The sequence below is a fragment of the Hydrogenophaga sp. genome, from assembly GCF_031426985.1.
Classification (GTDB): Bacteria; Pseudomonadota; Gammaproteobacteria; order Burkholderiales; family Burkholderiaceae_C; genus Hydrogenophaga.
The window spans coordinates 1-14,094 of sequence record NZ_JASJOY010000044.1; the positions used below are offsets into that span (position 1 = coordinate 1).

A 14,094-nucleotide genomic window follows, 5' to 3' on the forward strand; every position below is an offset into this window, starting at 1 on the left:
CGGTCTTGCCGTCTTTCATGTCCACCGTGCGCTCGCAGCCCGGGCAGATGTTCTTGGTCATGCGCGCCTGCGCCTGGTCGTAGTCCATCTCGCGCTGGCGCTTCTGGGCCGGCTGCGCTTCGGCCAGCTTCTGCCGCTCCAGATACCGCTGCAACGCCTGGATGGCATAACGCCCGCCCACCACCGTGAGCGCGATGCCCACGATGTAGCGCACGTAGCCGCCGTAGCTGGGCAGGTAGGGCACCAGCTCCACGAAGAAGGCGAACAGCGCAAAGATGATGAAGCCCCAGACAAAAGGCCAGGAACTGGTCTTGCGTTTCTTCGCGAACAGCCAGCCCGCCGCCACCAGCAGCGGCAGCGTGAGCGCCAGGCGGTAGCCGAACACGCGCAGTTCCTGCGCGCGCTGCTCGGCCAGGTATTCGCCCCGTGCGCTGTCCTGCAGGTTTTGCAGTTCGGCCTGGGCGCGTTCTTCGGCCTGGCGCGCGTTCAGCGCGGCCTGCTGCTGCTTCTCCACCCCGGCCAACGCGTCGCGCTCGGCCTGGCGCAAGTCGTCCAGCTGCTTCGTGCGGGCGATCAGCTCTTCGTCCTGCTCGGGCCGCTCGGTGGCCTTGCGCGTGGCCAGCCAGTTGCTGAAGGTCTCGCGCGCGGCGCTGTTGCTGGCCTCGGCCGCCTGCTGGCGCAGCTGCGCCTGGTCCAGCGCGGCCTGTGCGTCCTTGGCGTTCTTCTGCGCCACCAGGATCGCATCTTTCACCGCTGGCGCGCGCGCCGGGTCCAGGTAGTCGTCGAGCGAACGGTAGGTCTCCACCTGCGGCAGGTCGCCCACGATGGTGCTGCCCAGCCCCACGAGGAACCAGGCGAACAGAAACGCCACCAGCCACAGGCCGCGGTGGAACCATTTTTCAGACAGGCGCAGGGTCTTGCTCACGGGGGATTCCTCCAGATCGATGTGTTTGAAGCCATTGTGAACGCGGGCAACCCACCGCTCACAGCGCCCCCGCACCGCAGGCGTGGCGCCTGCCGGTCAAGGGAGAACGCGGACCGCTGGCCATGGGAAACCTCGGCGGGTGGTGGCACATGGCGCGGATGGTGGGCCGGAACACCCCAGTGGGCCCCGAAGTTCCTGCACGGGCATCGAACCTTCGTCCCGACGGAAGCGGGTTCCGATACTTTTCAGCAAGAGAAAGCGCAAGAGCGGCTCGCCGGACACCGGCGCATGACGGTCCCTCAGGGGCTGACCACGGCGGCGGGCGCCCGCATCTCCAGCCACAGGCGGCGCGCGCGTTCGTGCAGCGGCGATGCGCTGTCCAGCCCGGCCAGCGCCTGGCAGCTGCGCGCCAGCTCCACCCGCATGCCCTGCTGCTCGGCGCAACGCACGGCGCGCAGCAGGCGCTGCCGACCTTCGCGCTCGTGGCCGCAGGCCAGCGCCCACTCGCCCTGCAGGCGCTGGACGATGGCCTGGCCGGCCGGAAAGCTGCGACCGTGGGCGGCCAGGCGCACGCCGATCCGGGCCCAGGCCTCGTCGATCGCCCGCGGACCCGGTCCCGCCGCCTGGCGCCGCAGCAACACCAGCACCTCGCCGATCCCCGCCAGGCCTTCGTGCGCCCAGAAGCCGCAGTGGCGGATGCGGGCCGCGGCCGCCGCGCCGCCCAGCGCGGCGTCGCTGGCCCGGGCCACATCGCCCTCGCGCCAGGCCAGGCGTGCCATCAGCCCGAAGCGCCGCAGGCCGTAGGCGGCGTCGACGTTCATCATCTCCGTCATCCAGTACGAGCCCAGCTCGACCCAGTGCCGGACGTCGTCCAGCCGGACCTCGTCCTGGCACAGCGCCACCTCGGCCAGGCCGAACGGGCCCCAGGCCCGCCAGGCCCCGCCGGGGCGGCGCAGGCTGCGCTCGGTGTTGTCGGCGAAGACCCGCGCGGCCCGGTCCAGCTGGCCCTGGTAGAACAGCAGCTTGGCCCCCAGGGAATGGCATTCCATGGCGTGGCGGTGATCGCCCTCCCGCTCCAGCGCGACGGTCAGCGCCAGCAGCGTGTCGCCCACCCCCTCCCACTGGCCCAGCGCGATCCGCGTCGCGCACTCGCCCTCGCGGGTGAACAGCTCGTTCACCAGGTCGGGGTCGGGCGGCCGCTGGCGCAGGCGGTCCAGCAGCGCCCGCGCCAGCCGCGGGTGGCCGGACCCGCACAGGCCGTAGGCCGTCATCACCTGCGCCGCCTGCTGCTGCGGCCGGCCAGCGCCGAGGCGGGCCACGGTGGAGGCCAGCACATTGGTGCGCACCGAGCGGCCGATGTCGGACATGAAACTCAGCTGCTGCGCGTACATGCCCAGGGTCCGGCACAGCAGGCGCACCAGGCCGTGGCGGGCCGGGCCGGGCGGCGGCCAGTGCCGGGACGTGACACAGGCCCGCAGGGCCGGCGCCAGGTCGGTCCAGCGGCTGCCCTCGACCGTCGCACGGGCCAGGCCCAGGCGGTCGAGGGCCTGCTCGAACGCGGCCAGTGCGGCCAGCACATCGCCCAGCGTGTTCAGGGCTTCGCCGCGCCGCAGGTCCCAGCCGGCCAGGCGCCAGACCGGCAGGTCCCGGCGCCGGGACGCCCGCTCCAGCAGCGACGCGGCCTCCGACAGGCGGTCGGCGGCCCACAGCAGCGCCGTCACCCGGTCCACCCAGTCGCAGAAAACCTCCAGCGGTGTGTGATCCAGGCCATGTTCCAGGGCTTCGGACAAAACCGCGGCGCTGAACAGGGGCGCGGCGCCAAGGCCGGCCGTGTCGCCGCCGCTCGGCCACTCACCCAGGGGCGCGACCGGTGGCAGCGCCACCAGGCTGCGCTCGGCCAGGGCGCCGCGGACCGCGTCCCGCAGCGCGGTCCCCGCCGCGCGCCGACGCAGGAACAGCTGCTGCAAGGGGTGCAGGGCCAGCATCGCATCGTCGGTCCGGCGCAGCCAGCAGTGGGCACGCAGGGTGTCCACGTCAGCGATCGGTGCGCCCACCGCCTGCGCCAGCGGCAGGTCGAAGGCGCCCGGCAGCCAGGCCAGCCGCAACGCGGTCGAGCGAACCGCCTCGGGCAGCAGCGCCCAGGCGTCCTGCATCACCAGGTCGATGCTGCGCTGGCGCTGGCCCGCGTCACCCGGGGCCGCGCCCTCCAGCGACAGGCCCGCGTCCAGCCGCGCCAGCACCCCCTCCACGCCGGTGTCGTGCACGCTGCGGGCCGCCAGTTCCAGCGCCAGCGGCAGCCCGCCGACCCGCTCGCACAGGCGCTCGACCGCGGCGGCGCAAGCGGCGGGATCGAAGCGCGGGTCGAAGCGGCGCACCGCCAGCGTCAGCAGCCGGGCCGCCGGCGACGAAGCCGGCGCGTCCGGCGCGGCCCGGACGGTCGACAGGCCGCCGATCTCCAGCAGCCACTCCCGACCGGCGCCCAGCCGGCGCCGCGAGGTGGCCAGCACCCGCACCCCGGGCGCCCGTGACAGCAGCACCGGCAACAGCGCGGCGGCCTCGGGCACCGTCTCCAGGTTGTCCAACAGCAGCAGCAGGGCCCCCGGCTCGAAGCGGTCGGCGCCGGTGCGCGCGCTCACCCGCTGGGCCAGGGTTTCGGCATCGCGCAGGGCGCCGCCGCCATCGCGCCCGGACAGCCAGAGCACGCCGTGGCGAAAGCGCGGCGCCAGCGTCCCGGCCAGGGCCAGCGCCAGGCGGGTTTTGCCCACCCCGCCCGGGCCGACCACCGTGAGCCAGCGGCACAGCGGGTCGGACAGGCGCTCGACCAGCAAGGCCAGGTCGGCCTCGCGCCCCACCAGCTCGCCGTCGGCATCGGGCAGCGCGTCGCCCTCCCCCGCGCCGTCCTCCATGCCGTCGGCCGCCGCGTCGTGGGTCCCGCACGCCGGTGCCTCGGAGGGCCGGCCGCCGTCGGCGACCTCAGCCGGCGCAGCCGGCGTCGTGACCACCGGCGGCATGGTGTCCGCGGCCGCCCGGGCCACCGGCGCATCGGCATGGATGCGGGTGTAGAGGCCGTAACAGTCGGCCGAGGGCCGCGCCCCCAGGCGCTCGGCCAGCGCCGCCCGGCAGCTTTCGTACTGGGCGATGGCGGCGGTGCGCTGCCCGTGCGCCGCCAGCAGGCGCATCAGCGCCATGTGGGCCGGCTCGTCGGCGTCGTCGATGTCCAGCACGCCGCGCCAGTGCGCGATCTCCTCGTCGTGTTGTCCCGCCTCACCGGCCTGCCCGGCCAGCCGGTGGCGCAGGCGGATGGCGTCGCGCTGCGCCCGCGAGCGGGCCTGCGCCAGCCAGCGCTCGAAGCCCTCGGCGCCGGCCAGGTCAAAGCCTTCCAGCAGCGGCCCGCGCCAGGCCTGGGCCGCCGCGGCGCTGCGTTCAGGGGGGGCCTGCCCGTCCAGCGCCAGGACCAGGGCCAGTTCGGTGCGGTCAACGGTCAGCGGCACCCGGGTGCCAAAGGCCAGCTGGTGGGCGTCGGCCTCCAGCACCTCGGGCAGGCTGCGCCGCAAACGGGTCAGGGCGCCGCGCAGGTTGGCCCGCGCCGCGCCTTCGTCCAGCTCTTCCCACAGCAGGGTGGCCAGCTGGCTGCGCGAGACCGGCCCGCCCTCGACCGCCAGGAAGTACAGCAGGGCCTGGTGTTTGAGCGGCAGCTGGCCCGCCACCGACTGGCCATCGAGCTCGATCCGGGGCCGTCCCAGCAGCAACAAACGCAGACCGCGCACCGCCATCTCCTGACACCAAGGACCTCGGCAGCCGGTGCGCAGGGCCTTGGGCAAGGCCACCACACACCCCATCAACGCTGGATCAACGCTGCGCAAACGCCGGCTGAAGACACTGGCGCGCAGCGGGTCGTTCCGGATTCTAGGGAGTGGCCCGCCGCCCGGCAATCCGCCGCCCTCCCTTCATTTGACGAGGCCTGCCATGGACACCCTAGCTTCCCCCCTGACCCGCACCGATCCCGTGTTGCTCTGCCAGCGCTACTTCGACGCCTGGCGCCAGCGCGACGCCGCCGCCGTGCTGGCCACCCTGGCCCCGGACGGCCACTACGAAGACCCGACCACCGGCGGCCCGGTGCGCGGCGAGGCCTTTGCCGCCGCCATGCAGGGCCTGTGGGCGGCGTTCCCCGACCTGGATTTCGAGCTCGGCACGCTGCACCGGGTGGCCGACGACACGGTGCACGCGGAATGGACCATGAAGGGCAGCAACCTCGGCCCGTTCCACGGGCTGCCGCCGACGCAGCGGCCGGTGAGCGTGCCCGGCATCGACCTGATCCGCACCGGGCCCGACGGCCTCCGCCAGGTGCGCGGCTACTTCGACCCCGGTCTGGTGCCGCGCCAGCTGGGGCTGAACGTCGTGGTGCAGCCGCACGCCATCGGCCCGTTCCAGTTCGGCACCTCGGTGGTGGTGCGCCGGCCGCAGCCGGTGATGCCGGCGGTGCTCGCCTTCACCGAACTGATCGCCCGGGACGACCGGTCGGTGCAGGCGGTGCGCGACCAGTCCCGCCAGGTGATCCTGGAGAACCTGGACAACCCGGCCTTTCTGGGCTTCAACAGCTCGGTGGCCGGGCGGCGCATGACGACCGTCTCGGCCTGGGCCTCGCGGGAGGCGCTGACGGCGGCGATGAGCACCGGCACCCACGCCCAGGCCATGCGCGGCTTTGCCGAGGTGGCCGAAGGTGGCTTCACCGCGGTCTACGCGCCGGTCCGGGTCGGTCCCTGGCTGCGGCGCTGCAGCGCCTGCGGCAGCGTGGCGCGCCTTGAGGGCCACCACGGCCATTGCAAGGTCTGCGGCGCCGAGGTCGAGGCGCTGGCCTGAAGCCTCCCGTTGCAACCAAGCGCCCCTTTTTTCCAGGAGAACACCATGAACATCTTCCTGACCGGCGCCACCGGCTACATCGGCCAGGCCCTGGTGCGCCAGCTGCGCGGCCGGGGCTGGTCCGTCACCACACTGGTGCGCGAGCCCTCGGGCGCCGCCGCGCAGTGGCTGACCGGCATGGGCTGCCGCCTGGTGCGCGGCGACGTCACCCGACCCGATGGCCTGGCCCAGGCCATGGCCGGCGCCGATGTGCTGATCCACAACGCCGGCGTCTACGAGCTGGGCAGCGACCGCGCCCTGCGCGTGCGCATGCAGGCCGCCAACGTGCAGGGCACCGACCACGTGCTCGCCGCGGCACACAGCGCCGGCGTGCCCCGCAGCGTGTACGTCTCCACCGTCTGGGCGCTGGGCCCCAGCGGCACCGGCCAGGCCGACGAAAGCCACCCGCACGACGGCCGCTACCGGACGCCTTACGAGCGCAGCAAGGTCGAGGCCCACCAGGTCGCACTGCGCTGGCGCGAACGCGGCCTACCGCTGGCCATCGCCATGCCCAACGCCGTGATCGGCGCCAACGACCATTCGGTGTGGGGCTATTTCCTGCGCCTGTACCTGCTGGGCTGGCTGCCGCCCATGGCCTGGGCGCGGCGTTCGGTCTACGGCCTGGTCGATGTCGAAGCCCTGGCCAGCGGCATCGCCCTGATGGCCGAACGCGCGCCGATGGGCGAAGACTACCTGTTCTGCGGTCCGCCCCAGTCGGTCGGTGCGGTGTTCGACCACTGGGGCCGCCATCCGGGGGGCTGGAAGCGGCGGCTCTGGATGCCGGCGTGGTTCATGCGGCTGCAGTTCATGTCCATGGAGCCCCTGCAGAGAATGCTCGGCTTGCCGGCCTTCATGTCGCGCGAAACCGTGGACGCCTCCAGCGTCCACCTGAACTACAGCGCGGCCAAGGCCCAGCGCGAGCTGGGCTGGCAGCACCCAGGGGCAGCGGCCATGTGGGACCGCGTCATCACCGAAGAGCGCGCGCTGATGCAGGACCGCCACGGCTTCCTGGCGAAGTTGCGGCACCAGGCCGTGGCCAGCTTGGAGGCCTCGCAACCTGGGCCGTCCACACCGCCTGCGGCCCGCGTCGGCCCCCGCGCGGAACAGGCCCTGGGGCGGCGGCGTTGACGGGTCGGTGGTGGTGGGATCAGCCCAGCAACCCCGCCACCCGCTCCCGCAGAACGTCCGGCGTCACGTCCCCCGCCGCCACCGCCTCGCCCACATTCAGCCCCACGCGGTTGAAGATGCCGCGGCGGAAGGGTTTGACCATGGCGGTGGGTTCGCCACCGGCGAGCTCGACGCGGCTGAAGTAGGAACCCCAGAGGTTGGTCAGCGCCATGGGCACCACGGTGACCGGCACGCCGTCGGCCTGGGCCTGCGCCAGGATCTTGGCGATGCCGCCCTTGAAGGGCTGCAGGGTGCCGTCGCGGGTGATGCCACCTTCGGGGAAGATGCCCAGCAGGTCGCCTTCGCGCAGCACCTGCGCCGCTTCGCGGAACGCGGCTTCGTAGGCGGCGGCGTCTTCCTTCTGCGGCGCCACCGGGATGGCCTTGGCCAGCTTGAACAGCCAGCCCAGCACCGGCACCTTGAAGATGCGGTGGTCCATGAGGAAGCGGATCGGGCGCGGGCTGGCGGCCATGAGCAACACCGCGTCCACAAAGCTCACGTGGTTGCAGGCCAGCACGGCGGCGCCTTCGGTGGGGATGTTCAGATCGCCTTTCACATCGAACCGGTAGACCAGGCGCGAGGCCACCCAGGCCACGAAGCGCAGCAGGTATTCGGGCACCAGCATGAAGATGTAGAAGGCGACCACGGCGTTGGCCAGGCCCACCAGACCGAAGAGTTGCGGGATGCTCAGGCCCGCGCTGAGCAGCGCGCCAGCCAGCAGCGAACTGGCGATCATGAACAGCGCGTTGAGGATGTTGTTGGCCGCGATGATGCGGGCGCGGTGTGTGGGCTGGCTGCGCATCTGGATCAGCGCGTACATGGGCACGCTGTAGATGCCGGCAAAGAGCGAGAGCAGGGCCAGGTCGGCCAGCACGCGCCAGTGCGCGGCCTGGGCCACGAAGGCGCCGAGCGAGAGCGTGCCGGCCGCGGGCAGGCCACGCGAGGCGAAGTACAGGTCGATGGAGAACACGCTCATGCCGATGGCGCCCATGGGCACCAGGCCGATCTCCACGTGGCGATGGCTGAGCATTTCGCACAGCAGCGCGCCGACGCCGATGCCGATGGAAAACACCACCAGCAGCAGCGAAGCGACCTGTTCGTCGCCGTGCAGCACGTCGCGCGCGAAGCTGGGGAACATGCTCAGGAAGACGGCGCCGAAGAACCACATCCAGCTGATGCCCAGCAGCGAGCGGAAGACGACGAGGTTGCCGTGCGCCAGTTTCAGGTTGCGCCAGGTTTCGGTGAAGGGATTCCAGTTGATGCGCAGGGCCGGGTCGGTGGCGGGCGAGACGGGCACGGCCTGCGCCAGCACGCGGCCCAGCACGGCCAGGCCCAGGCAGACCGCGGCCACGTAGCCGGGGCCCACGCCGGGCAGGGCGATCAGCAATCCACCCGCGACCTGGCCGAGCAGGATGGCGACGAAGGTGCCCATCTCGACCATGCCGTTGCCGCCGGTGAGCTCGCGCTCGCTCAGGTGCTGCGGCAGGTAGGCGAACTTGACCGGGCCGAACAGCGTGCTGTGCACGCCCATGAGGAACACGCAGCCCAGCAGCACCGGCACCTGTTGCTGCACGAAGCCCCAGCCGGCCAGCAGCATGATGGCGATCTCCAGGCTCTTGACGAACCGGATCAGCACCTCCTTGGGGTACTTGTCGGCCAGCTGCCCGCTGGTGGCGGAAAACAGCAAAAAGGGCAGGATGAACAGCGCACCGATCACCAGCCCCGCCAGCGACGCGGGCAGCCAGGCCACCTGCAGCTGGTAGGTGACCAGCACGGTGAAGGCGAACTTGAAGACGTTGTCGTTGCCGGCCCCGAAGAACTGCACCCAGAAGAAGGGGGCAAACCGGCGTTGCCCCAGCAGGGCGAACTGGTTGCTGTGGGCCGGCTCGTGCGCCAGGGCAACGGGGTCGTGGTGGGACATGCGGTTCTCCTCCTGGGTCGGGTGGGGTGGCTTGTTGTTCTTCATGCGCGGGCCGCGCCGGAGCCTGCCGCATTCTGCCGCAGGGGCTGCGCGCGCAAGGCGGCCAGCACAGGCCAGGCCGCCAGCGCGGCAGCGACGTGTTTGAGGCTGTGGCCCGAGACCCACTCACCGCTGGCGTGGAACACGGCGGCGTCGCCCAGTTCCAGCGCCTTGGCCAGGGCGTACCAGGCGATCAGCGCGCCGATGCGCACGCCGATGGCGCCGGGCGCGGGCCGCTGCAGCGCCGTCCACCCGATGAGCGCCACGCCGCCGAACTGCACCACCGCCCAGGGCAGCACGTTGCCGTGGGTGAACGGCAGCACGGCCGACAGTGCGGCCGCCAGCCCGGTCAGCACCAGCACCGGCCGCGCGGGGGCCTGGCCCACACGCTCGGCCACGGCCAGCGCCAGCGCGCCGGCGAAGGTGATGGCCATGCCCAGGCGGTCAGCCACCAGGCCGGCCGCATCGGGCGCCCAGTGGTACAGCGCCGAGCCGAAGCCGGTGAACAGCAGGCCAACAAAGAACACGCGCAACGCGGCTTGCGTGGCGCCGGGCAGCACGCGACCGCGCAGGGCCAGCAGGCCGATCAGCCCGGCCAGCGACAGGGGAGCGTTGCTCAGCACGTCCATGGCGTTCGGCACCGCCCACAGCGTGCGGGCGTCCACAAAGGGGTGACCGTGTGCATAGAGCGCGGCGTGGCCGTGCGGGTTGAGCGCCACGCCGGTGACGGCCAGCAGCGTTGGGCCGGCGAACAGGGCCACGAGCCACAGCGCAAGCAGCGCCCCGGCCCAGGTGGTGAAGGCCGATGGGCGGCGGTGTGTGAGGGCGGCGGCGAAGGTGGGCATGGGCAACGTCCGGTGGCGAAAGGAGGCCGCAGTGTCTGGCCGCCCCCTGCCCGCAGGGGCGCGGCATCCGATACAGTCCGAATCAGATTCACCACCGGTATCGCCACACGATACCCGATCCACCATGAGCACCACCCTCGACCTCGTCGCCGCCGTCAAGAAAGAGCTGAAAGCCGCGCAGATGACCTATGCCGACCTGGCCGAGGCCATGGGCATGGCGGAGTCCAGCGTCAAGCGCATGCTGGCCAAGGGCGACATGTCGCTCTCGCGGGTGGATGAGATCTGCCGCGCGCTGAAGCTGGACTTTGCCGAGCTCGCGCGCCGCGTGGCCGACGCGCAACCCCTGCTCAAGGAAATGACCGCCGAGCAGGAGCGCGCCGTGGTGGCCGACAAGAAGCTGCTGCTGGTGGCGATCTGCGTGCTCAGCCAGTGGACGCTGGAGCAGATCACCGCGCAGTACCGCCTCACCGAGGCGGAGTGCGTGAAGTACCTGGTGCAGCTGGACCGCATCGGCATCATCGAGCTGCGGCCGCTCAACCGCTACCGCCTCAAGCTGGCCAAGACCTTCCGCTGGCGGCCGCACGGCCCGGTGATGAACTACTTCCGCGAGCACGCCCTGCTGGACTACTTTGCCGGCGGCTTCGACGGCAGCGGCGAAGGCCTGATGCTGGTGCACGGCTCGGTCAGCCGCACGCTGGCCCCCCTGTTCCTGGAACGGCTGCAGCGCGTGGCGCAGGACTTTGCGCAGCAACACCAGACCGACCAGAAGCTGGCCGAGAAAGACCGCGAGGGCTACACGCTGGTGCTGGCGATGCGCAGCTGGGAGTTCGAAGCTTTCAGCGTGCTGCGCCGCTGAAAGCCCCCCGCGCCGCTGCGCGTCAACCCCCTGAGGGGGGCGGCACTGGCGGCCTGGCAAAGCCAGTTCCGCGGTGCCCCTGGAACGACTGCCCCTCGTTCGCGGCGCGCTCGGTTTCGCTGGTCCGCGTCGGCCCATGGGTGACCCTGTTTGGCCGGGCTGGCATGATGTCGGGCTTGCCCGGACCCCGGGCGGTTTCATTTCTGCCCCGCCATGAACGCTTCTGCCGACCACGAAACGCCTTCCAACGCCGCTGAGGCGCCCGCTGAAAGCCCTGCCACGCCGCCCGCTGGTGAGGCACGCCCGCCCCGCCGCGACGAGCGGCCACGCGGGGGTCGCAACGGTGGCAATCAAGGCGGCCGCCGCCCGCAGCGCCCGGCCCAGGCAGATCGCCCGGCCGGCCCGGCGCCTGCGCGCCAGCACCCGGTGCTGGACCAGCTGGCCACGCTGTACCCCGTGCTGTTCGGCGAGACGCTGCTGCCGCTCAAGCGCGGCATTTTTGAAGACCTGCTGGCGGCCCACCCCGACGCGCTGGACAAGGACGGCCTGAAGGCCGCGCTGGCTCTGCACGCGCGCTCCAGCCGCTACCTGACGGTGGTGGCCTCGGGCCTGCAGCGGCACGACCTGAGCGGCCAGCCGGTGGAGGCGCTCACGCCCGAGCAGGTGCACCACGCGCTGATCGAAGTCTTCCGCCGTCGTGGTGCGCGCAGCCGCGAAGACCTGCGCCCCAAGCTGCGCCAGCGCATCCTCACGGCCTACGAAGCCTCCGGCCTGTCACCCGACGACTACACGCAGCGCGTGCAGGGCCGCGACGAAGAGGTGAACCAGCTCACCCGCGACGCCCTGGCCGAAGCCACCGCCCGCGCCGCGCGCGAAGACGCGCTGCTGCGCACCTTCGAGGCCAGCGGCAAGAGCATCAACGAATTTGCCGACATGTACGGCCTGCACATCCTGGACGCCAACCGCTCGCTGGAACGCGCTCGCGCAAGGCTGGCCGCCAAGGCCTGAGGACACGCCAACGGGCCGAGGCCCAGTAGGTCAGGCCGCGGGGGCCGTGAACACCGTCAGCACGCCGGTGTAGCCATAAATCTGCTGGTGCGCGATCTCGCCGTTGGCGAAGAAGCCCACCAGCGGCACGTCGCCCAGCGCGCGGCGCACGGTCTGCAGCTCGGCGCTGGGGGCACCGAAATGCGGCCCACCCCGCCCCGAGCAGCTGACGTACACCGCCCCGGCGATGCGGCGCGGCGGCTGGGGCGCTTCGGGCAGATCGACCATGCCCAGGCCCACCGCCTCGGTTTCGAGTTCTTCCCGGATCTCGCTGCACACGCGCACCAGGTCGGCCCGCGCGGCGGTCACATTGCGTTCGCAAAACGCCAGCCGCGTGCCCACCGCCGGGTGCGCCGCCACGGCCACGCCACGGCGCCCAGGGTCCAGGCCGATGACGTGGCGCACCGTGACATCCGCACCGAACTGGCCGCGCGCATGCCGGTGCGGCGCCTCGCCAGAGGGCCGGTGCTGCGGCTCGCTCAGGCCGACCAGCCTGGCGCGCAGGGTCTCGATGAGCTGCTGCGGGTGGTCCAGAGAGAGGTCCAGCTCGCGCAGCAGCACGTCCAGCGCCGGCTCCCCATCGAGTTCGAGCAGCAGGTTGCCGTCCACCGCGGTGATCACGCGTTCGCGGTCGATGGGTTGCGCGCCCTGCGTGACGCGGGAGACCAGGGCCACATCGGGCCCGAAGGCCACCCCGCTGAGGCCGCCGTAGAACACGCCGCTGGCCGCGCCCTGCCCGCGCAGGTTGCCCGCGCTGCCCAGCGCGAACTGCACGCTCTCGGCCCGGCTGCCGGCCAGGCCGCCGAACACGTGGCCCGACGCGGTGCGGCCCGCGACCTCGACGATCAGCTCCGCCAGGTCGGGCGTGCCCGCGTCGGCGTGCACCAGGGCCGTGTGCGGCACGAAGCCGCTGGCCGACGACGAGGTCGGCAGCGGCGCGACGCCGCTGAACACGCGGTACTGGTCGGGGCTGAGGTCGCACAGCATCACGGCCAGCGCGGGCTCGTCGAAATATTCCGCGTTGTTGGCCGCGATGCCCACGCCCACCGTGCCCACCCAGTCGGTCACCTCGGACAGCTCGGCGCTGAAGCATTCCAGGATGTCCTGCGCCTCCCCGGCATAGTGGTCGGTGATGTAGAGCAGGCCCAGCGACGGCGCGCTGGCATGGCCGGGCAAGGCCATCTGCGCACGCAACTGGGCCAGGGCCAGCGCCGCGGCCATGCGCCACTGCGGGTGGGTGGCGTGGGCGTAGGGGAAGCGCTGCATGGTGTGGCGTGCGTTCAGCGCCGGCGGGCGCGGCTGGCGGGGGCCTTCTTGGCGGCGGCTTTTTTGGCCGCTGCGGGCGACGCGGGTGCGTTGCCGGTGACGGACTGGAAGCCCGGGAAGAAAGCGGTGGGCAGCGGCCAGTCACCGGTGGCCAGGGGCTGCGGTGCGCTGGCCGTGCGCGCCGCAGCCTGGGCGGGCGCGGGCGGGCGGGCCGCCGCCTTGCGGGCCGGCGCAGCCTTCTTTTTGGGTGCGGCCGGGGCCTTGGCCGCTTTGGCAGCCGCTTTGGTGGCGGGCTTGCGCGCCACGGCGCGCGCGGCGGCCTGGCCCATGCCCACGGCCGCGCCCACGTTGCGGGCCACGGTGTCGGCGGCCTTGCCGGCCATGCCGGTGGCGGTCTTGACGGCCTGCTCGGTCAGGCCCGACGCGACGTGGCGCGTGGTGTCCAGCGCGGTCTGTTTGGCCACGTCCTTCATGGCGTTGGCGGCGATGGTCTGGAACTGCTGCGAAAGCGCGCCCCACCACTGCATCGGGTCCACCACGCCCCCGGCGGCCGGCTCGGGGGCCGGGGCTTTCTTGCGGGCGGCGGCCTGGCGTGGCGCGGGTTCGGGTGGCGGCTCGTCGTCGGCCTCGGGCTCTTCTTCTTGCGGGGCCTGTGCCGCCGGGTTGCCGTAGGTGCGGGGCGGGATCTCCAGCCCGGCAAACTGCGTGGGGGCCGGGGCGGCGGCGGCGGTGAAACCCGCCACCGCATCGGCCGCCTTGATCTTCAGCGCATTGGCCACGTCGCCCAGGCTGAAGTTCATGGTCTTGAGCGTGGCCAGCGTCATCTTCTGCACCTCCAGCGCCTGGATGGTGGCGGCCAGGGCCTTGGTGTTCTGGTCCAGCCAGAAGTGCACCGCCTTGAGCTCTTCGATGCGCTTGTCCAGCTCCTCGACGTTGAAGGTGGGCGCCACCCAGTGCCCCAGGTTGGGCATCTGCGGCAGGCTGCTGCCCAGGCCCTGGGCCACCCCGCCGGCGGCCTGGCTGGCCAGGTTCTGCAGGAACTCAAAACCCGGCACGTACTTGCCGAAACCGCTGCCCGAGTCGTCGCTCATGGGGTTCTCCTGGTGTGTTCTGGCCGCTGTGGCGGCGC

General features: G+C 72.2%; 10 protein-coding genes. 4 read left to right on the plus strand and 6 right to left on the minus strand.

From position 1 onward, the window contains the following. Together RMP09_RS06280 and RMP09_RS06285 are read right to left on the minus strand one after the other, a co-directional pair. Positions 1 to 925: serine endopeptidase (locus RMP09_RS06280; RefSeq protein WP_310565152.1), on the minus strand; the 925-nt coding region annotated here is incomplete at its 3' end. A 299-nt stretch (positions 926 to 1,224) separates the two neighbouring features. Continuing rightward, complete coding sequence (locus tag RMP09_RS06285) at positions 1,225 to 4,692, minus strand: AfsR/SARP family transcriptional regulator (protein WP_310565153.1); 3,468 nt, start codon at positions 4,690 to 4,692, stop codon at positions 1,225 to 1,227. Positions 4,693 to 4,891: 199 nt separating this feature from the next. Between RMP09_RS06285 and RMP09_RS06290 the strand changes: the two genes are divergently transcribed. Both RMP09_RS06290 and RMP09_RS06295 read left to right on the plus strand, forming a co-directional pair. Then, positions 4,892 to 5,785: an ester cyclase gene (locus RMP09_RS06290; RefSeq protein ID WP_310565154.1), complete on the plus strand. Its 894-nt coding sequence runs from the start codon at positions 4,892 to 4,894 to the stop codon at positions 5,783 to 5,785. Positions 5,786 to 5,830: 45 nt separating this feature from the next. Next, positions 5,831 to 6,952: an NAD-dependent epimerase/dehydratase family protein gene (locus RMP09_RS06295; protein WP_310565155.1), complete on the plus strand. Its 1,122-nt coding sequence runs from the start codon at positions 5,831 to 5,833 to the stop codon at positions 6,950 to 6,952. Positions 6,953 to 6,971: 19 nt separating this feature from the next. Here the strand turns inward: RMP09_RS06295 and RMP09_RS06300 are convergent, their stop codons facing one another. Beyond that, positions 6,972 to 8,912, minus strand: a complete 1,941-nt coding sequence (locus RMP09_RS06300; RefSeq protein WP_310565156.1) for an MFS transporter — start codon at positions 8,910 to 8,912, stop codon at positions 6,972 to 6,974. Positions 8,913 to 8,953: 41 nt separating this feature from the next. Next, complete coding sequence (locus RMP09_RS06305; RefSeq protein ID WP_310565157.1) at positions 8,954 to 9,796, minus strand: hypothetical protein; 843 nt, start codon at positions 9,794 to 9,796, stop codon at positions 8,954 to 8,956. Between the two features lie 124 nt (positions 9,797 to 9,920). On the opposite strand from RMP09_RS06305, the gene RMP09_RS06310 reads away from it, so the two are divergent. Then, complete coding sequence (locus RMP09_RS06310) at positions 9,921 to 10,652, plus strand: helix-turn-helix transcriptional regulator (protein WP_310565158.1); 732 nt, start codon at positions 9,921 to 9,923, stop codon at positions 10,650 to 10,652. Between the two features lie 213 nt (positions 10,653 to 10,865). Beyond that, complete coding sequence (locus RMP09_RS06315; protein WP_310565159.1) at positions 10,866 to 11,660, plus strand: ProQ/FinO family protein; 795 nt, start codon at positions 10,866 to 10,868, stop codon at positions 11,658 to 11,660. 30 nt (positions 11,661 to 11,690) lie between these two features. On the opposite strand, the gene RMP09_RS06320 is transcribed toward RMP09_RS06315, so the two are convergent. Further along, positions 11,691 to 12,965 carry an FIST N-terminal domain-containing protein gene (locus RMP09_RS06320; RefSeq protein WP_310565160.1) on the minus strand — a complete coding sequence of 425 codons (1,275 nt, stop codon included), beginning with the start codon at positions 12,963 to 12,965 and terminating at the stop codon, positions 11,691 to 11,693. Positions 12,966 to 12,979: 14 nt separating this feature from the next. Continuing rightward, positions 12,980 to 14,056 carry a PhaM family polyhydroxyalkanoate granule multifunctional regulatory protein gene (locus RMP09_RS06325; protein ID WP_310565161.1) on the minus strand — a complete coding sequence of 359 codons (1,077 nt, stop codon included), beginning with the start codon at positions 14,054 to 14,056 and terminating at the stop codon, positions 12,980 to 12,982. Between the last annotated feature and the right edge of the window lie 38 nt (positions 14,057 to 14,094).

Coding starts and splice junctions, on each gene's coding strand:
- RMP09_RS06290 (WP_310565154.1), top strand. CDS start 4,892: ATGGACACCCTAGCTTCCCCCCTGACCCGCACCGATCCCGTGTTGCTC.
- RMP09_RS06295 (WP_310565155.1), top strand. CDS start 5,831: ATGAACATCTTCCTGACCGGCGCCACCGGCTACATCGGCCAGGCCCTG.
- RMP09_RS06300 (WP_310565156.1), bottom strand. CDS start 8,912: ATGTCCCACCACGACCCCGTTGCCCTGGCGCACGAGCCGGCCCACAGC.
- RMP09_RS06305 (WP_310565157.1), bottom strand. CDS start 9,796: ATGCCCACCTTCGCCGCCGCCCTCACACACCGCCGCCCATCGGCCTTC.
- RMP09_RS06310 (WP_310565158.1), top strand. CDS start 9,921: ATGAGCACCACCCTCGACCTCGTCGCCGCCGTCAAGAAAGAGCTGAAA.
- RMP09_RS06315 (WP_310565159.1), top strand. CDS start 10,866: ATGAACGCTTCTGCCGACCACGAAACGCCTTCCAACGCCGCTGAGGCG.
- RMP09_RS06320 (WP_310565160.1), bottom strand. CDS start 12,965: ATGCAGCGCTTCCCCTACGCCCACGCCACCCACCCGCAGTGGCGCATG.
- RMP09_RS06325 (WP_310565161.1), bottom strand. CDS start 14,056: ATGAGCGACGACTCGGGCAGCGGTTTCGGCAAGTACGTGCCGGGTTTT.